This window comes from Rhizobium sp. SEMIA4064, assembly GCF_003025035.1.
In the GTDB taxonomy this organism is placed as follows: domain Bacteria; phylum Pseudomonadota; class Alphaproteobacteria; order Rhizobiales; family Rhizobiaceae; genus Rhizobium; species Rhizobium paranaense.
This window is the reverse complement of record NZ_PYJN01000022.1, coordinates 340,582-359,082: the sequence shown is the minus strand read 5'-3', so window position 1 is coordinate 359,082 and position 18,501 is coordinate 340,582. Positions and strand designations below refer to the sequence as shown.

At 60.2% G+C, this 18,501-nt stretch carries 17 protein-coding genes and 1 riboswitch; of the genes, 6 read left to right on the top strand and 11 right to left on the bottom strand.

Features of this window, described 5'->3' with window-relative positions; genetic code table 11:
* Positions 1–2: 2 nt before the first annotated feature.
* The 10 genes from C9E91_RS18945 to C9E91_RS18900 all read right to left on the bottom strand — a co-directional run bounded on the left by C9E91_RS18945 (position 3) and on the right by C9E91_RS18900 (position 9,323).
* Positions 3–731 (bottom strand): SIS domain-containing protein, encoded by a 729-nt coding sequence (locus C9E91_RS18945; protein ID WP_107109805.1) that lies wholly within the window; start codon positions 729–731, stop codon positions 3–5.
* Positions 732–815: 84 nt separating this feature from the next.
* Positions 816–1,973 (bottom strand): N-acetylglucosamine-6-phosphate deacetylase, encoded by a 1,158-nt coding sequence (nagA, locus tag C9E91_RS18940; RefSeq protein ID WP_107109804.1) that lies wholly within the window; start codon positions 1,971–1,973, stop codon positions 816–818.
* Positions 1,973–3,004, bottom strand: coding sequence for an SIS domain-containing protein (locus tag C9E91_RS18935; protein WP_107109803.1), 1,032 nt, complete (start codon positions 3,002–3,004; stop codon positions 1,973–1,975). Before C9E91_RS18935 ends, nagA begins: the two co-directional genes overlap by 1 nt.
* Complete coding sequence (locus C9E91_RS18930) at positions 3,001–3,774, bottom strand: GntR family transcriptional regulator (RefSeq protein WP_107109802.1); 774 nt, start codon at positions 3,772–3,774, stop codon at positions 3,001–3,003. The genes C9E91_RS18935 and C9E91_RS18930 overlap by 4 nt, the downstream gene beginning before the upstream one ends.
* A gap of 112 nt (positions 3,775–3,886) precedes the next feature.
* Entirely contained in the window at positions 3,887–4,912 is a 1,026-nt protein-coding gene (locus C9E91_RS18925) for an aldose epimerase family protein (protein WP_107109801.1), read from the bottom strand.
* 267 nt (positions 4,913–5,179) lie between these two features.
* Positions 5,180–5,602, bottom strand: a complete 423-nt coding sequence (locus C9E91_RS18920; RefSeq protein ID WP_146144007.1) for a hypothetical protein — start codon at positions 5,600–5,602, stop codon at positions 5,180–5,182.
* A gap of 133 nt (positions 5,603–5,735) precedes the next feature.
* Positions 5,736–6,923 carry a vWA domain-containing protein gene (locus C9E91_RS18915; protein WP_107109799.1) on the bottom strand — a complete coding sequence of 396 codons (1,188 nt, stop codon included), beginning with the start codon at positions 6,921–6,923 and terminating at the stop codon, positions 5,736–5,738.
* Between the two features lie 2 nt (positions 6,924–6,925).
* Positions 6,926–7,852 (bottom strand): homoserine O-acetyltransferase MetA, encoded by a 927-nt coding sequence (gene metA, locus C9E91_RS18910; protein WP_107109798.1) that lies wholly within the window; start codon positions 7,850–7,852, stop codon positions 6,926–6,928.
* Positions 7,853–7,901: 49 nt separating this feature from the next.
* A riboswitch (SAM riboswitch) is annotated at positions 7,902–7,979 on the bottom strand.
* Positions 7,980–8,058: 79 nt separating this feature from the next.
* Positions 8,059–8,481 (bottom strand): NUDIX hydrolase, encoded by a 423-nt coding sequence (locus tag C9E91_RS18905; RefSeq protein WP_107109797.1) that lies wholly within the window; start codon positions 8,479–8,481, stop codon positions 8,059–8,061.
* Positions 8,481–9,323, bottom strand: coding sequence for an AAA family ATPase (locus C9E91_RS18900; protein WP_107109796.1), 843 nt, complete (start codon positions 9,321–9,323; stop codon positions 8,481–8,483). The genes C9E91_RS18905 and C9E91_RS18900 overlap by 1 nt, the downstream gene beginning before the upstream one ends.
* Positions 9,324–9,491: 168 nt before the next feature.
* On the opposite strand from C9E91_RS18900, the gene C9E91_RS18895 reads away from it, so the two are divergent.
* Both C9E91_RS18895 and C9E91_RS18890 read left to right on the top strand, forming a co-directional pair.
* Entirely contained in the window at positions 9,492–11,345 is a 1,854-nt protein-coding gene (locus tag C9E91_RS18895; protein WP_107109795.1) for an ABC transporter ATP-binding protein/permease, read from the top strand.
* Between the two features lie 204 nt (positions 11,346–11,549).
* The gene (locus C9E91_RS18890; RefSeq protein ID WP_245407527.1) at positions 11,550–13,730 is read left to right on the top strand and encodes a mechanosensitive ion channel family protein; all 2,181 of its coding nucleotides are present in this window, start codon (positions 11,550–11,552) and stop codon (positions 13,728–13,730) included.
* 133 nt (positions 13,731–13,863) lie between these two features.
* Here C9E91_RS18890 and efp read toward each other — a convergent pair whose 3' ends face one another.
* On the bottom strand, positions 13,864–14,433 hold the full coding sequence (gene efp, locus C9E91_RS18885) for an elongation factor P (RefSeq protein WP_028751515.1): 570 nt from the start codon (positions 14,431–14,433) through the stop codon (positions 13,864–13,866).
* 149 nt (positions 14,434–14,582) lie between these two features.
* On the opposite strand from efp, the gene epmA reads away from it, so the two are divergent.
* From epmA to C9E91_RS18865, 4 genes are all read left to right on the top strand, one after another.
* A complete protein-coding gene (gene epmA, locus C9E91_RS18880; RefSeq protein ID WP_107109794.1) occupies positions 14,583–15,647 on the top strand; it encodes an EF-P lysine aminoacylase EpmA in 1,065 nt (354 codons plus the stop codon).
* Positions 15,644–16,696 (top strand): lysine-2,3-aminomutase-like protein, encoded by a 1,053-nt coding sequence (locus C9E91_RS18875; protein WP_107109793.1) that lies wholly within the window; start codon positions 15,644–15,646, stop codon positions 16,694–16,696. The genes epmA and C9E91_RS18875 overlap by 4 nt, the downstream gene beginning before the upstream one ends.
* Positions 16,697–17,052: 356 nt before the next feature.
* Positions 17,053–17,304: an acyl carrier protein gene (locus C9E91_RS18870; protein ID WP_107109792.1), complete on the top strand. Its 252-nt coding sequence runs from the start codon at positions 17,053–17,055 to the stop codon at positions 17,302–17,304.
* Positions 17,304–18,497: an acyl-CoA dehydrogenase family protein gene (locus C9E91_RS18865; RefSeq protein WP_107109791.1), complete on the top strand. Its 1,194-nt coding sequence runs from the start codon at positions 17,304–17,306 to the stop codon at positions 18,495–18,497. Before C9E91_RS18870 ends, C9E91_RS18865 begins: the two co-directional genes overlap by 1 nt.
* Positions 18,498–18,501: the final 4 nt, after the last annotated feature.

Genomic DNA, 18,501 nt, shown 5'->3' with positions numbered 1-18,501 from the left:
GATCAGAGATGCGGATTGCGCGGCCGGTATTTTTTGACCAGCCGCTGATTGATCTCCTTGGCGCGCGGCATGTTGGCGCTGAGATAGACCGGCGGGTCGCCGTCCTTGCAAAGCTCGGCGGCGACTTCGGCGAAGATGGCGTTCAGCACGGTCGCGCCGATCGCGGTCGACGCGGGCCCGACCTTCAAATCGCTCCCCGGCAGATCGATGATGGCGTCGCCCGGCGGCAGGCCGTTGTCGAGGACGATGTCGGCAATATCGGCCAAGCGCAGGCGGCCATTGGCAATGGCTGCGGAGTAGGCGAGTGAGGTGATGGCGATAACGGTCGCGCCGATCTCACGGCCGTAATCGGCGGCCTCGATCGGGGCGGCATTGACGCCGGAATTGGAGGCGATGATCAGGACATCGCCGGGCTGCATGCCGTAGCGCTCGAAAATCGGCCGTATCAGACCCTCGGTGCGCTCGTAGACCGAGCTGATGACTGCGCCTTCATGTAGCATGGCGGAGCCGACCAGCACCGGGATGGTGAAGGCCAGACCGCCGGCGCGGTAATGCACCTCTTCCGCCAGCATATGCGAATGACCGGTGCCGAAGACATAGACGCGCCGATCGGCGCGCGCCGCCGCTGAGATGACGTCGACTGCCTTTTCCATCGGCTCGGCAAGCGTTTCGCGCAAGGTTTCCAGCCGGCCAATGAGGGCGGAGAAATAGCTGTCCGTGACTGCGGTCATCTGTGCCTCTCTCGTTTGCTCTATCTCTTTGTTTCCACGCAATTCCGAATGGAAAGCGGCTCACGCACTTTTCCTGGAATTGCTCTAGGCCGATCGCTGGCCGGAAATCCACGTTGCGGTGACTTCGATGCCGTTGTTGATATGGACGAGATCGGCCCTCGTGCCGGGCGTCAGATATCCACGGTCGGTGAGCCGCAGGAACTGTGCCGGATAGGACGTCGCCATGCGCAGGGCTTCCGCCAGCGGCAATTCAAGGATGTCGACGCCGTAGCGGATCGTCGAGGCCATATCGACGTCGGAGCCGGCAAGCGTGCCGTCGTCCAGCGTCAGCTTCGAGCAATAGCCGCCCTTGGTGCGATAGACCGTGCGGCCGTTCAGGGTAAAGCTCGGAAGGTCGGTGCCGACGAGCGACATGGCGTCGGTGACGAAGAACAGCCGGCCTTCGCCACGCTTGGCGCGCAGCGCGATGCGCAGGGCTCGCGGATCGACATGGTGGCCATCGGCGATGATGCCGCACCAGGGCGCGGGATGGTCGATCGCAGCTCCCACGAGGCCCGGGGCGCGATGGCCCAACTGGCTCATGGCATTGAACAGATGCGTGACGCCACGGGCGCCTGCGTCGAAGCGGGCATCGGCCGCGTCCGCCGTGCTGTCGCTGTGGCCGATGCTGACGATGACGCCGCCTTCGTTCAGCGCCTGCACTTGGCGTTCTGTAACCTGCTCGGCCGCCATAGTGATCAACAGGGTGCCGATCGCTTCGCGGGCGCGGATGAAGGTCTTGACGTCGCCGTCTTCGACCGGGCGCATCAGTTCCGCGAGATGCGCACCCTTGCGGGCCGGCGCCAGATGCGGACCTTCGAGATGCAGGCCGGCGACGCCGCGATTGGCCTTGACGGCCTCGATGGCGGCTTCGATCGCCGCCGTCGTAGCTGCTGCGACATCGGTGATGAGCGTCGGCAGCACCGATGTCGTGCCGTAGGGACGGTGCCCCTCGGCGATCATGTACATGGATTCGGGCGAGGGCTCGTCGTTCAGCATGCGGCCGCCGCCGCCGTTCACCTGCGCATCGATGAAACCGGGGGCCAACACGCCGCCATTGAAGCGGATCGTTTCGGCATTGTCGGGCACGTCGTTCGCGCCTGTAATGGCGTGTACGCGGCCATTGCCGATCACAAGCGCACTGTCCTCATGAAACCGGTCGCCATCGAAGATGCGGGCGCCGGTAAAGACCTTGTAGTCCATCACATGGTCTCCGTTACCTTAAGAAGATTAGCCGGCTTATCCGGATCGAAACCCTTGCGCCGGGTCACTGACTCGATGAGGCGATAATAGCAGAGCAGCGACACCAGCGGGTCGAGCAGGCCGTTGCCGGTGCTCGGCATGCGCAGATTGATGCCGGGGAGGGGCGCGGTGGAGAAGGATACGGCGGTGGCGCCGAGCTTCTGCAGGCGCTCCAGCGCCTGGGCGTTGTTGGCGAAGGCCGCATCATCGGGTGAAAAGGCGACGATCGGGAAGCCCGGCTGCACCAGTCGCATCGGTCCGTGCATCAGCTCGGCAAGCGAAAAGGCTTCGGCATGCAGGCCGGAGGTTTCCTTGGCCTTCAGCGCTGCCTCCAGCGCAATAGCGAAGGCAGGACCGCGTCCGCCGGTATAAAGCGATGTGGCGTTGAACAGCACGTCCTCGGCGGCCTGGCCGTCGATCCCCGATGTCGCGGCTAGCGCTTCCGGCAATTTGGTGAGGCCGGCGGCAAGCGCCTGGTCTTTCGAGATTGCGGCAGTGACGCCGGCAAGTGCTGCGGCGGAGGCGATGAAGGATTTCGTGGCGGCGACGCTTTTTTCCGGGCCGGCATTGAGGCCGAGCACGATATCGGCCTCCTTGGCGAGCGGGCTGTCGGTGACGTTGACGACGGCGATTGTGGTGGCGTCGCCCTGTTTGGCGGCGGCCTGCAGCGCAATGATGTCGGGGCTGCCGCCGGATTGCGATACGGTGAAGTGGATGCCGCCCTTCAGGTGCAGAGGGGCGCCATAGACCGAGGCGATCGATGGGCCGACCGAGGCGACGGGCACGCCGTGGGAGATTTCGAAGAGATATTTGAAGAAAGTGGCTGCGTGATCGGAAGAACCGCGCGCCGCCGTGGTGATCAGGGAGGGGCGGGTGGAGGCGAAGAGCTTTGCGATTTCCGCAAAGACGGGCTTTTCTTTTTCAAGCAGGGCCGCGACGACGTCCGGCGACTGGCCGGCTTCCGTCAGCATCAGGGATTGGGTCTCGCTCATAAGTCATCTCCAATTCTCAATTCGGCAACGAAATCATAGGCATCGCCGCGATAATGCGAGCGGGTGTATTCAACGACGCGCTGGTCTTCCAGGCGTGAAATACGTTCGATCAAAAGCGCGGGCGCGCCGGCTTTGACGTTGAGGATCGACGCGGAGGTCGGATCGAGCGTCACTGCTGTCAGTCGCTGCAGAGCCCGGACCGGCTTGAAGCCGTTCCCAGCCAGCGCATCATAGAGCGAACCCTCTGAAACCGCATCCTCGCCGAGAAATTTGATCGGCACGACGGCGCGCTCGATGGCGAGCGGCTGGCCGTCCGCCAGGCGCAGGCGGTCGAGCCGCAGCACCGGCTCGTCCAGGCCGAGACCGAGCAGGAAGGATTCTTCGGGGGCAGGGGCGCTGACGGTGCGCGATAGGATCTTTGCCGCCGGCTCGCGGCCACGCGAGCGCATATCGGCCGAGAAGGAAGAGAGGCGCCAGAGCGGTTGTTCGATACGCTCGACGCGCTGCGACACGAAAGTGCCGCTGCCATGGCGCGACTCGATCGCGCCGGAGGCAAGCAGATCGCGATAGGCGGTGCGGACCGTGACGCGGCCGACCTGCAGCGCCTCGGCCAGATCACGCTCTCCCGGCAAAGCCGTTCCGGATTTCAGCAGGCCTTCCTGGATAAGGCCGGTCAGCGCCTGTGCCAGGCGTTTGTACAACGGGCCGGTCATGGCCTCGTCGCGCAGACCACGGCTGTTCAATTCAGCGATCAAACTGGTTCTATCCATGAGTTCTTTATAGAACCTATTTAGAACCAATCTGCAAGGTGAATCTGATCTATCGGCCAAAAATGAATCGACCGGGCGTGATGTGCGCCCGGTCGAAAAGGATGTCGTCAGCTCAATTCTTGGTGAAGATGTAGTCCGTTTCCTGCCGCAGCACTTCACCGGGGCGAAGGACGGCGTTCGGGAAGTTCTGGTGGTTGATGGCATCCGGCCAGACCTGAGTTTCCAGGCAGAAACCTGCGAAGGGACCGATCTTCTGGCCATCGTGACCGGGAACGGGCACATCCAGCTTGAAACCGGCATAGAACTGCACGCCGGGCTCGGTCGTGCGCACTTCCAGCGACACGCCGGAATTGACGCTGCGCGCCAGCACCACAGAGCGCTTGGCGGTGCGTTCGGATGACAGGCAGAAATTATGGTCGTAGAGCGCCTGTTCGGCGCCATCGAAGCGCTTCATCGGCGCCATTTCGCGGAAATCGAAGACGGTGCCGGCAACGGGACGCACTTCGCCCGTCGGTATCTGCTTCTCGTCCGTCGGCGTGTAATGGTCGGCGGCGATCATGATGTCGTGGCCGAGCGCGTCGTCGCGTCCATCGAGGTTGAAATAGGCATGCTGGCAGACATTGGCGAGCGTCGGCTTGTCGGTCGTCGATTCATAGGTGACCGAGAATTCGCCATTGCCATGTACCCAATAGGTCGCCTGGATCGTGCAATTGCCAGGATAGCCGGCCCGGCCGTCGGGATCGACGATCTTCAACACGACGCGGTCGGCGGCGTGCTCGACGATCGTCCAGTTGCGCTTGGCGGTGTTGTCCCTGCCGCCGTGCAGATGGGTAACGCCTTTTTCGTTGAGATCGAGCTGATAGTCCTTGCCGTCCAGCGTGAAACGGCCGGCGCCGATGCGGTTGGCGCAGCGGCCGGGTGTGGCGCCGAAATAGGAGGAATGGGCCGGATAATCGGCGAAATTGTCGAAGCCGAGCAGCAGCGCCGGGCCGTGGCCGTCCAGCCGCAGGTCCTGAATGACGGCACCCCAGGTCATGATATGGGCCGTCAGACCGCCGCCTGATATCTTGACGCGATAGACCGTTTCTCCATCGGCCGTCGTTCCGAAAACTTCCCGCTCCAAACTATCTTTCGTCATATCAACTCATCCATTTCTATCGAAAATTCGAGGCCAGACCCTGCCCCCATTTGCGCCGCTCCGCAACCGGTCCGATCGCGAAATTTAGGGGCGGGCAGAGGGGGATCAAGGCTGCATACGGCGTTCGCCGATAGCTTCGGACTGGCAAATTGCGCCGCAAATGTGCAGCGCGTACGACAGGCGGCCGATTTTCCCATCATCTGTGTGTGCTTTGCCTATACCGAGCAAGAGTGCTCGTTGCCTGATCCGTGAAGATGTGCGTTCGAGCTACGCCTTGTCGTAAAGAAGTTTAGCTGCCCGCCTGCTGAAAAACGCTTTGATCGATTGTTTCGACCCGTCCGCTTTTTCGGTTGTTATGATCACCATCAGCCTATCGCCGCGAATGGTAAGAAGGATATCGAACGCCTTTTGGCTATATTTTTCTATCTGGGCGTCCCATTGGCCTGTGCCTGCCGCGTAGCTCACATTTCCGTTTCTGCTCGTCTCCGCCGTGGCGCTCCAGCCGTTGTTTGCGCTGATCATCATGAATTTGCCCTGCCTTACTATTCCCACAAGGCATTTTTCGCATGGACCGGCGTCGGAATGGATCTGCTCCCACTGACCGGAGAAGTTACCTTCTTCCGATCTTGCCTGATGCGAGACCAACAAAACGGTTGAGATGAAGAGAAGCAATTTAACAGCGTAGCGCACGCACATCTCCACCAATTTCCCCGTGATCCGGGATAGTATTCACCAATGCCGCATGTTTCTTTCTACAAGGGGTTGTGGTGATTTGGTGGCATTTCGGCTTGCAAAGGCTGCGGCTGCCCCGAGGAGACGTAGCTCAGCGCGACAATTCCCTCGTCGCCTTCTCCAAGCCGCCGAGCGTCAGAGGATACATCCGCTCCGTAAGCAGGCGGCGGATGATGGAGATCGAGGTCGTGTAGCCCCAGTAATTTTCCGGCACGGGATTGAGCCAGACGCATTTGCGGAAATGGCCGGTGATGCGGCTGAGCCAAATATCGCCAGCCTCCTTGTTCCAATGTTCCACCGAGCCGCCGGGATGGGTGATCTCATAGGGGCTCATCGAGGCATCGCCGACGAAGACGACGCGATAATCCGGGCCGAAGGTACGGATCAGATCGGTCGTCGCGGTGGCATCGGCGCGCCGGCGGCGATTGTCCTTCCACACGCCTTCGTAGAGACAGTTGTGGAAGTAGAAATATTCCATGTGCCGGAATTCGGCGCGGGCCGCGGAGAATAGTTCCTCGACCACGCGGATATGATCGTCCATCGAGCCGCCGACATCGAAGAACATCAGCAGTTTGATGGCATTGCGCCGTTCGGGCCGGGTCTGGACGTCGAGATAGCCGTGCTCGGCGGTGGAGCGGATCGTGCCGGAAAGGTCGAGCTCTTCGGCCGCCCCTTCGCGCACCCAGCGACGCAGCCGTTTCAGCGCCACCTTGATGTTGCGGGTGCCGAGCTCGACGCTGTCGTCGAGGTTTTGAAATTCTCGACGGTCCCAGACTTTCGCCGCCTTGCGGTGACGGGACGCATCCTGGCCAATGCGCACGCCTTCCGGGTTATAGCCATAGGCGCCGAATGGCGCCGTGCCCGCCGTGCCGATCCATTTCGAGCCGCCCTGATGTCGGCCCTGTTGTTCGGCAAGACGCTCACGCAGCGTCTCCATCAGCTTTTCGAAACCGCCGAGCGCCTCGACCAGCTTCTTTTCCTCGTCCGCCAGATGTCTTTCGGCCAGCTTGCGCAGCCATTCATCGGGGATAGCGACCGCCTCAGCCGGCGCCGTATCGCCGCCGACGGCCTCGACACCGCGGAAATAATCGGCAAAGACCTGATCGAAACGGTCGATGAAGCGCTCGTCCTTGATCAGCGTCGCGCGGGCCAGATAATAGAAGGCCTCGACGTCGTAATCGGCGATCCCCTCTTCCATTCCCTCCAGAAGCGACAGGAATTCCCGGAGTGTCACCGGAACCTTTGCTTCCTTCAGCTTCAGGAGGAAGGGAATGAACAAGCTCAGAACCTCTCTTGGCCGATCTCCTCGAGATCATAAGGCGTCGTCTGGTAGATCTCGTTGATCCAGTTGCCGAAGAACAGATGCGCATGGCTGCGCCAACGGTTCTGCGGTGCGATCTCCGGGTCGTTATGCGGGAAATAATTATGCGGCATCTTGATCGGCACGCCCGCATTCACGTCCCGAAAATATTCGTCCGCCAGCGAAGTGGAATCATACTCCACATGATTGAACATGTAGAGCCGATTACAGGCCTGCTCGTGGACCAGGCAGACGCCCATCTCGCTCGATTCCATCAAGATCTGCAATCCCAGCACCTTTTCGATGTCGGCGCGACGCACTTCCGTCCAACGCGAGACCGGAATGGCGAAATCATCGGAGAAGCCGTTGAGATAGACCGAGGAGGGCTTCAGGTTCTGGTGGCGATAGACCCCGAAGGCTTTTTCCTTCAGCGTATATTTTGGCACCTTATGGAAATGATAGGCAGCCGCCATTGCGCCCCAGCAGACGTTCATTGTGGAATGGACATTGGTCGCCGTCCAGTCGAAGATCTGCTGCATCTCGTCCCAGTAGGTGACTTCCTCATAATCCAGCAGCTCGATCGGCGCGCCGGTGATGATGAAGCCATCATATTTGCGGTGCTTCACCTCCTCCCAGGTTTGGTAGAAGGCGAGCAGATGCTCTTCGGATGTATTCTTGGCCTTGTGGCCGCCAACGCGGATCAGCGAGAATTCCACCTGGAGCGGCGAGGCGCCGACAAGGCGCGCCATCTGAACTTCGGTCTTGATCTTGTTCGGCATGAGATTGAGAAGCCCGATCTGAAGGGGGCGAATATCCTGCCGGATTGCCACCGTTTCGGTCATCACCCGCACACCCTCGCTCTGGAGGGCTTCAAACGCGGGCAGCGTATCGGGAATCTTGATGGGCATCGTTGTCACTCGACCAAAAACAAAAAAACCGGCCGCGATAAGAATCGCTACCGGTCCGCACGCGGCCCTTTAGCGACTTTTTTAACGTGGCTGCAAGCCGGCCGGCCAAATCACCACGGGAGAAATTCAATAGACCTGCTACCCCGGCGGGTCAATGGGGCAAGCGTTGAAGGAAGCTGGCGGCCGCGCCCTATTTCGGATGTAGCCTACAGATGTTCAAGGAGTGCCTGCATGCCATAGCCCAGACGTTGCTTGGCGTCCTCGATCGGCAGCCAGAAGAAACGGAAGCCAATCGGATCGCCGCCGCCGAACGGCGTCATTTCGTAGTGAAGCCAGGTGGCAGGCGCCGTCTCGGAGATATGGCAGCGGAAATAGTGCCGGCGGTGATGGTGCTCGCGACCTTCCTTCTCGAAACGGTAGTCATGGACGTCGAGCGGATGGAGTTCGTCCGGCGCAAAACCGGTCTCCTCTTCGAATTCGCGCGCCGCCGCCGTTGCAATATCTTCGCCGGGTTCGACGGTGCCGCCGGGAACCTGGAGCTGGATGGCGGGAAAATCCGGCTCATCGAATACCAGCAGATGCCGGTCGCGCAACGCGTAGATCAAGACCTTCACTGCATCCGGCTGCATCATTTCCCTTGCCCGCGCGCCATGAAGGCCAGCCGTTCGAAGAGATGGACGTCCTGCTCGTTCTTTAGCAGCGCGCCATGCAGCTTCGGCAGCGCGCTCTTCGCATCGGCACGCAGGGTGGCGGGATCGACGTCGTCGGCGACCAGCAGGCGGATCCAATCGAGCGCTTCGGAGGTCGAGGGTTTCTTCTTCAGCCCCGGCACATCGCGGATCTCGAAAAATTGGGTGAGTGCCGCCCGCACCAGCGCCTGCTTGATGCCGGGATAGTGCACCTCGACGATATGCGTCAGCGTTTCAGCATCGGGGAAGCGGATATAGTGGAAGAAGCAGCGGCGCAGGAAGGCGTCTGGCAGCTCCTTTTCATTGTTCGAAGTAATGATGACGATCGGTCTGACAGCGGCGTGGATCGTTTCGCCGGTTTCGTAGACATGGAACTCCATGCGGTCGAGTTCCTGCAGCAGATCGTTCGGGAATTCGATGTCGGCCTTGTCGATCTCGTCGATCAGCAGCACGCATTTCTTCGGTGCCGTAAAGGCCTGCCAGAGCTTGCCTTGGCGGATGTAGTTCCTGACGTCATTGACGTGGGCGTCGCCCAATTGGCTGTCGCGCAGGCGCGAGACGGCATCATACTCGTAGAGGCCTTGCTGCGCCTTCGTGGTGGATTTGATGTTCCATTCGATGAGGTCGAGACCCAGGGCCGCGGCGACCTGACGAGCCAGTTCCGTCTTGCCGGTTCCCGGCTCGCCTTTCACCAAAAGCGGTCGTTCCAGCCGTATGGCGGCATTGACGGCGACCATCAGATCCTTGTCGGCAATATAGTCCGCGGTGCCGTGAAATTGCATTGGAAGGCTTTCATCAATCTTTCGGGCGCAAGCTATCCCTTGGCCTTATTCGGTTCAAGGCGTGAAACGGTGTATATACTGAACGTGATCACGCTGATGTAACGCATGGATGGACATGTGAGCAGGTCATGATTAACTGGGGATTAAGTGCGTTGCAGGGACCTGTTGATGGCAGTTGAAGCACAAGCCAAGCCGAATATCGAGAGTGCTGACCGGGTCGGTTACGACTTTAGCGTTCTCTATCGGCTGCGCATGATGTTTTCCGCTTTTTGGAATTCGGCGGTACGCATCAAGATTATTTCCCTTACGATCGCATTGTTCGTGATTATCCTGGTTACGGCGTACGTCCAGGTTCTTCTCAACAATTGGAATGCGCCATTTTACGATTCGCTGGCGCGGCGCGACACCCATGCGTTCTTCCATCAGCTCGGCGTCTTCGGCATTATCGCAGGCCTGCTTTTGGTCCTCAACGTCGTGCAGGCATGGCTCAATCAAATGACCGCGCTCTATATGCGCGAGGGCTTGGCGCGCGATCTCGTCGACCAATGGCTGCAGGCCAAGCGTGCGCTTCGTCTCGCCTCCTCCGGCTTGATCGGCGTCAATCCGGATCAGCGGCTGCATGAGGATGCGCGCAATCTGGCTGAAAGCACGACAGGCCTCGCGATCGGCCTGGTGCAGGCGACGATCCTGCTGCTGAGCTTCATCGGCGTGCTCTGGGAATTGTCCAGCGGCATGGTCTTCAATTTCAAAGGCATGAGCTTCTCCATTCCCGGTTACATGGTCTGGGCGGCGATCATCTATGCGGGGTCTGCCTCGTTCCTCAGCCAGTTCGTCGGCCGCCGGCTGGTGCGGCTGAACGCCGACCGCTATTCCAAGGAAGCCGAGCTGCGCTTTGCGCTGATGCATGCCAATGAGCATATGCCGGCGATCACCATTGCCGGCGGCGAGGAGAATGAGCGCCGGCGGATCAATCTCGATATCTCCGCTGTGCTTGCCGTCATCCGCCAGCTCGCCATCGCCAATACCAATCTCACCTGGGTTTCGGCCGGTTATGGCTGGCTGGTGCTGATCATTCCGATCCTGGTGGCTGCGCCCGCCTATTTCTCCGGCGGACTGACCATCGGTCAGTTGATGGTGGCGGTCGGTGCCTTCAACCAGGTCAATTCCGCCTTGCGTTGGTATGTCGCCAATTTCGGCCCGATCGCAGAGTGGCGGGCCACACTGATGCGTGTCACCGATTTCCGTCAGGCGTTGACGGAGATGGATGACGGCACGGTCATGCCGCACACCATTGCTTTCGATCATGCTGCGCCCGGTGAAATGGTCTGGACGGATATGGAGATTTCCACCAAGACCAGCGAGGATGTCATCGAGAACGGTTTCCGTATCCGCGAAGGCACGGTGACGATTGCCGCCGGCGAGCACATCATGGTCAACGGCGATCATGGCGTGAACCGCAGGCTGCTGTTCCAGTCGCTGGCGCATCAGTGGAACTGCGGCGCCGGCAAGATCAGCCTGCCGCCGATGGAAGACATGTTGTTCATGCCGCATACGCCCTATGTCCCGGGCGGTACGCTCCGCGAAGCGATCTGCTTCCCCGAGGATCGGGATGCCTATGAGGATGCCGCCGTCGAGGCCGCGATGGACAGGGTCGGCCTTAGCCGCCTGAAGAGCCGGCTCGATACGCAGGCGCGTTGGGATCGGCTGCTGGACAATGACGAGCAAAAGGCGCTCTCCTTCGCGCATCTGCTGCTGGCGCAACCGAAATGGATCATCCTCGACGAAGTCATGGAAGGGCTGGAGCCGGATATCCAGGCCAAGTTCTCGGCGCTGCTGACGGAATTCACCGACGCCACCGTCATCTATATCGGCCGTTCCGAAGCCTATCTCCAGGCAATGTCGCCGCGCGTGCTGCACCTGCAGGCACTGGTGCCGCACGAGGAGGTCGTCGCCGAAGTCGTGCCGCCGGCCGTAGCGATACCGGATATAAGCCCCAAGAGGGCGAATTCGCCGTCGCGGTAGTTTGGGGCGATAGTCAGGCACGGCTACGGACGACGCAATTTTCTGCCTGGCCCCTCCCCCCGCTCTTGTAACTTATCATCTACCGCCTGTGAGCGTGTCGTTGAGCGCCGCAGTCCGCCAAAAAGCGAGATGATGCTTCAACAAAATTAGGCTTTTTTCGAAAGTGAGCGGATAATGACTGTATATTGAGGGAGGGGGCGGAGCATGATGTTCACGAGTGCGCGATTAGTCTGGTCAAGGCCATTCATTATCTTGGCGGCGTTTCTGTTGATTGTGGCCAGCGGCAGCGCCGGCCTAGCCGCCGATCAAACTGCCGTCTCTGAGGCGACGCAGCAGAAGATCAATCAGCTTACAAAGCTCCTCGACGACGCCGACATTCGGTCGTTGCTCGCTTCGCGCGCCAAGCCGGCCCCAGCAGACGAAGGGATGCCGGGCGCCTCCGCCAACGAATTCACGCAGCGGCTCAACGCCATAAGGGATCATGTGACGTCGGTCGTGGCCGCAGTGCCACTCGTGCCGGGCGAGTTCGAGAAGGCCAGAGAGACGACGATGGCGGGCATTAACGATCGCCGACCAATCACCGTCCTGACTTTCTTCCTGCTTCTTGTGGCGATTGGTCGAACTGTTGAATGGGTATTTGGCCGTTTTGCACGCCGCATGCAAACGAACCGGGAGGTAGATGCCTCGCAGTCTCCACCGAGTGGTTTCCAAATTCTGGGCCGGTATCTCTTTGCGGAGATTGCGCCCCTCGTGATCTTCGGCATCGCAAGCCTGGGCCTTTTCTTGAGTTTCAGTTGGCCGCAACTATTGACAGAACTTATAGTGCCAACTCTGCTTGGATTGATTGCCGGACGCTTCATGATCCGTCTTACCAGGATCTTGCTGACGCCCTACCCCAACGAAAGTGGCGATGGCGCGACGCGCTTGATTCCGATCGGGGAAAGTGCCGCCCATTTCTGGTTCAGCCGCCTAACCCTGTTCATTTCAATCTTCGTTTTTGGCTGGGCAGCGAATGGTATCATGCTTGATCTCGGCTTCCTGCCTGCAGCGAGGGAAGTGGTCGTCTATTGCCTCGGCCTTCTCCTGCTTGCATCGGCGATTGAGATGGCATGGCACCGTCCGCGCGAGACCGAGCATCACAGCCGCCATGGCGTGTTGGACTGGCTACTCGTTTTCTGGCTATGCCTGATCTGGGTCCTCTGGGTGGGTGGCGCGAGCGTCCTGATGTGGCTTTGCGCTTATCTCATTCTTGTCCCCGCCGGTCTAAAGATCGTGACCGCCGTTACCCACGGCGCGTTTCTGCGCTCCGCTAGCGATGCGGGTGCCGCGAAGCCGGTTCTCGAGGTCATCGTCGAACGCACTGCAAGGGCCGTCTTCATCGCACTTGCGGCTCTGTGGCTGACGAGCGTGATGCGCCTTAACTCAATGATGATGCAGGACGAGACCGCGAGCCGTATCTTCCGCGGCGTGCTAAGCGGTGTCGTAATTCTTCTTGTGGCCGACATTCTTTGGCAAGTTGTGAAGGCTCTGATCGAGAGTAGGCTAGCAAAGGCGCATGCTGCCGATAACGATGCTGCAGAAGCAGCCCGGAATGGCCGCCTTCTGACGCTGCTGCCGATTCTCAAGAACTTCCTCGCCGTCTTGATTGCCGTCATCGCGATCCTGACGGTGCTGTCGGGACTCGGGGTCGCGATTGGCCCGCTGATAGCCGGCGCAGGCATCTTCGGCGTAGCCATCGGTTTCGGCTCGCAGACACTTGTCAAGGACGTCCTCAGCGGCGTGTTTTACATGATGGACGACGCCTTCCGTGTCGGCGAATACATCCAGAGCGGCAGCTACAAGGGCACCGTTGAATCCTTCAGCATCCGATCGGTGCGATTGCGGCACCATCGCGGTCCGGTCTTTACCGTGCCCTTTGGCGTCCTCGGCGCGGTCCAAAACATGTCGCGGGATTGGGCGATCGACAAGTTTAAGATCGACGTGGCCTTCGACACTGATCTCGTCAAGGTGAAGAAGCTGGTGAAGGGAGTCGGAGCGACGTTGCTCGAAGATCCGGAATTCGGGCCGCTGATCCTCGAGACCGTAAAGTTCAAGGGCGTCGAGCAGTTCGGAGACTACGGAATGACCGTCAGCTTTGCTATGACCACCAAGCCCGGTCATCAGTCCGGGATCCGACGGCGCGCCTACGCGATGATCCGCGAGGTATTCGCCGAAAACGGCATTGAATTCGCCTCTCCGACGGTTCAGGTCGCCAATGAAGGAAAGGTTGGCGCTGACGGCGCGCCTACAGTGTCCAGCACCTCGACCGCCACAGCCGCTGCACTTGCAGTGAACAATGCGATTGCGTTGAGAAAGGCCGCCCCGACCGCAGAAGAGGGCGGCTGAAGCTGGGCTGAGGGGCCACGCACGTAATCGCGGCGGTAGAACGTTCACCTGACCATCACCATGCCAAGGCCCAAAAACAAAAACGCCCCATCCGCAAGGATAGGGCGTTTCCGTTGAACGATAGGCCGATCACTCAGTCCTTGGCGCGCTCGACGTAGGAATTGTCTTCCGTGGCGATGACGACGCGGGTGCCGGCGTTGATATGCGGCGGCACCATGGTGCGCACGCCGTTCGACAGCATGGCGGGCTTGTAGGAGGACGATGCCGTCTGGCCCTTCACGACCGGTTCGGTCTCGGTGATTTCCAGCGTGACGTGGCGCGGCAGCTCAAGTGCCAGCGGAATGCCTTCGTGGATCGACAGGATGCAGGTCATGCCTTCCTGCAGATAGGCCTTCTGGTCACCCATGGTTTCGACGTCGACGACGACCTGGTCGTAGTTGGCCGGGTTCATGAAGTGGAAGCCTTCGCCATCTTCATAGAGGTACTGGAAGTTCACGTCTTCGACGAAGGCGCGCTCGACCTGCTCAGTGGTGCGCCAGCGCTCGGACACCTTTACGCCGTCGACGATGCGGCGCATGTCGACCTGGGTGACCGGCGTGCCCTTGCCCGGATGAAAGTTCTGAGCGGTGAGAACGACGTAGAGTTTGCCGTCGACGTCGAGAACGTTGCCCTTGCGGACTGAAGAGGCGATGACCTTGACCATAAGACTTCCTTGTAACTCGGCCTGTCACGTCGTAGAGGACTGTCGAAATGCACCTCGCGACGCAGCTATTGTTTGCTTGGGGGCGCAACTACCCTAAATCAACAGAAATAGCCACCCCCATCCCTGGCGACCCGAGAAGAAAGCGTGCAATGGAGCCAACGAGCAGCAAAGCGTCCCCCTGGTGGACCCGCACCGTCCACGCGGATCGGCGGCCGTTCCTCATTGGCCGCAATGCCATCCAGGCGGCTCTGCGTGAATTCTTCATCCGCAACGATTTCATCGAAGTCGACACGCCGACGCTGCAGGTGTCGCCGGGCAACGAGGCGCATCTTCATGCCTTCGCCACCGAGGCGCTGACGACGGATGGCCAGAAGGCGCCCTTCTATCTCCACACTTCGCCGGAGTTCGCCTGCAAGAAGTTGCTCGCCGCCGGCGAGGAGCGCATTGCCTGCTTCGCCCATGTCTATCGCAACCGCGAGCGCGGGCCGCTGCACCATCCGGAATTCACCATGCTGGAATGGTATCGGGCGGGCGAGACCTACGAGACGCTGATGACCGATTGTGCTGCGCTGCTGGCGCTGGCGGCGGAGACGGTGGGGGCAAAGAAACTCAGCTATCGCGGCGCCGAAACCGATCCGTTCCTTGCGCCGGAGCGCATCAGCGTCGCTGCCGCCTTTGAACGTTATGCCAAGATCGATCTGCTGGGCTCGATCGGCCTCGACGGATCGACGGATCGCGAACATTTGGCGGCCGAGATGCAGCGCGTGGGTATGCGTGTGGCAAAAGACGATCACTGGCCCGATCTTTTCAGCCGCGTGCTGGTCGAGAAGGTCGAGCCCTATCTTGGCTTCGGCCGGGCGACGATCCTCGACGAATATCCGGTCTCGGAAGCGGCCCTTGCCCGGCCCTCGGCGCGCGATCATCGCGTGGCTGAGCGCTTCGAGCTCTATGCTTGCGGCGTCGAGCTCGCCAATGCTTTCGGCGAACTCACCAATGCCGACGAGCAGCGGCGGCGGTTTGAGATAGAGATGGCCGAGAAGGCTCGCATCTACGGCGAGACCTATCCGCTGGATGAGGAGTTTCTCGAAGCCCTTGCCGTCATGCCGGAGGCGAGCGGCATAGCGCTCGGCTTCGATCGACTGGTGATGCTGGCGACGGGTGCATCGCGGATCGAACAGGTGCTCTGGGCGCCCGTTTCGGAGTTTGGTTCATGAACGTGATGCGTCCGATCAGAAGCGTCGACGACCTTGAACAGGCCGGTTTGATCGATGCCGGTGAGGCTCTGTCGCTGGAGGCGGTTGCCGCGCGTTATGCCATTGCCCTGACGCCTACGATGGCAAAGCTGATCGACCGCAGCGACCCAGCCGATCCGATTGCGCGGCAATTCGTGCCTGACATGGTCGAACTTGTCGTTACGCCGGAAGAGCGGGCCGATCCGATCGGTGATCATGCCTATAGTCCGGTCGAGGGGATCGTCCATCGCTATCCCGACCGTGTGCTGTTGAAGGCCGTGCATGTCTGCCCTGTCTATTGCCGTTTCTGTTTCCGTCGCGAGATGGTCGGGCCGCAGGGTCTCGGCACGCTGGATGCGGCGGCACTCGATGCCGCCTTCGCCTATATCCGCGATCACCGCGAGATCTGGGAGGTTATCCTGACCGGCGGCGATCCGTTGGTGCTGTCGCCGCGCCGGCTGGAGGAGATGCTCAGTGCGCTCGCCGATATCGACCATGTGAAGATTGTCCGGTTCCACACTCGCGTGCCCGTCGTCGATCCCCTGAAGATCGACGAGGCGCTGATCGCGGCGCTGAAGGCGAGCGGCAAGACGGTCTATGTGGCGCTGCATGCCAACCATCCTCGCGAGCTGACCGCCGAGGCGCGTGCCGCCTGCGCGCGGCTTGTCGATGCCGGCGTTGTCCTGGTCAGCCAATCCGTTTTGCTGAAGGGCGTCAACGACGATCCGGATGTGCTGGCGGCGTTGATGAAGGCTTTCGTCGAGACGCGGATCAAGCCTTATTACCTGCATCATCCCGATCTTGCCCCCGGCACCAGCCATTTCCGCCTGACGATAGCGGAGGGGCAGAAGATCGTCGCCGCGCTGCGCGGCCGCATTTCCGGCCTCTGCCAGCCCACCTATATCCTCGATATCCCAGGTGGGCACGGCAAGGCAGACATCGGCAGAAACGCCGTCCGCGAGATCGGCGAAGGCTGCTATTCCATCTCGGATTATCGTGGCGGCGAGCATATCTATCCGCCGGAAGGATAGTCTGCTCACTGGCCGTTTCCGCTACTTCAGGATGTCTGTAGCGCCGCTTTTGTAAATGAACTTTGCTGGGAAAAATTTGGTGCATTAACCTTGCGGTCAAGTACCATTTTTCCGCACCTCATTCCGTACAGATTTTAGAATTGTAAGATATTGTCCCGTAAACGACATGTTATATGGCTTAAATATCGTAAATTTCTTTTAGAAAAATCTAAAAAATAAGATTTTCTTGATAAGTATATCCTGGTTATATTTACCACGTCGCTTAGCGGAATGTTCTATTTTCCCTGTTACTTCTCGGCGCAGGATAGGACGGCGTTGCTGCCGTCGCGTTTACGATCGCTTGGAGGGACTAAAGGATGAATGAGACGATTCGCGATTTGCTGGCCAAGTTTGGTGCGCTCCCCGTTGCGATGGATCAGATTGCCGACGACGCCGATCTCTACGCGGCCGGGCTGTCTTCCTTTGCGTCGGTGCAGCTCATGCTTGGCATCGAAGAAGCCTTCGACATCGAGTTTCCCGACAATCTGCTGAACCGCAAATCCTTTGCCAGCATCGTCGCCATCGAAAAGACGGTCGGCATGATCCTGGACAGCCGAAAGGTTGCCTGATGAGTGTCGCGGTCGCTTTGGTTGAAGCCGGAGCCGCAGATACGGCGGCGGTGCGTGCCGCACGCGTTGCGGCGATCGCCGGTAAACATGCTGATGCAGTCGACATAGAGGGCCGGTTCCCGCGCGAGGCTGTGGACGCGATGCGCGCCGAAAGGCTGCTGTCGATCCAGATCCCCGCCGATCTTGGCGGCGAGGGTGCATCGACCACCGAAATAGCCGAACTCTGCTCGATTCTCGGCCAGGCCTGCGCGGCCAGCGCCATGGTCTTCGCCATGCATCAGATCAAGCTGTCGAGCCTGGTCGAGCATGGTGCTGAGAGCGACTGGCACCGCGAGTTCATGCACCGCATCGCCAAGGAACAGCTTCTGCTGGCATCGGCGACGACCGAAGGCGGCATCGGCGGCAATCTCCGCAACAGTATCTGCGCCATCAAGGTGGAAGGCGACCAGTGCTTCCTCGAGAAGGACGCAACCGTCATTTCCTATGGCGCCCATGCAGACGCTATTCTCATCACCTCGCGCAGCCATGCCGAGGCGGCTTCCTCCGATCAGGTCATGACGGTATTCCTTAGGGATCAATACACGCTGGAGCGCACCATCGAGTGGAACACGCTCGGCATGCGCGGCACCTGCTCCGACGGCTTCCTGTTCAAAGGCGAAGCACCGGCCGAGCAGATCCTGCCGAAGCCGTTTGCCGAGATTGCCGCGCAGTCGATGTTGGCAAGCTCGCATCTGCTCTGGAGCGGCGTCTGGTATGGCATCGCAGCCGACGCGGTGGCCCGCGCCCAGGCTTTCGTGCGCGCCGCGGCCCGCAAGTCGCCTGGCCAGCAGCCGCCCGGCGCGTTGCGGCTGGCGGAAGTTTCCAGCCTGCTGCAGATGGTGAAGTCGAATGTCGTCGCCGGCCTGAAAGTCTATGAAGAGGCCAAGGCCGATGCCGACCGGCTCTCTTCGATGGCGTTTGCCGTCGCCATGAACAACGTCAAGATCGCGTCGTCGGAGATGATCCTGCCGATCATCAACCATGCGATGCTGATCTGCGGCATCATGGGCTACAAGAACGGCACGCCCTACAGCCTCGGCCGCCATTTGCGCGATGCGCACTCCGCTCAACTGATGATCTCGAACGACCGCATTCTCGGCAATACGTCGACCATGTTGCTCGTCCACAAACAAGATACCAGCCTACTGGGATAATCGT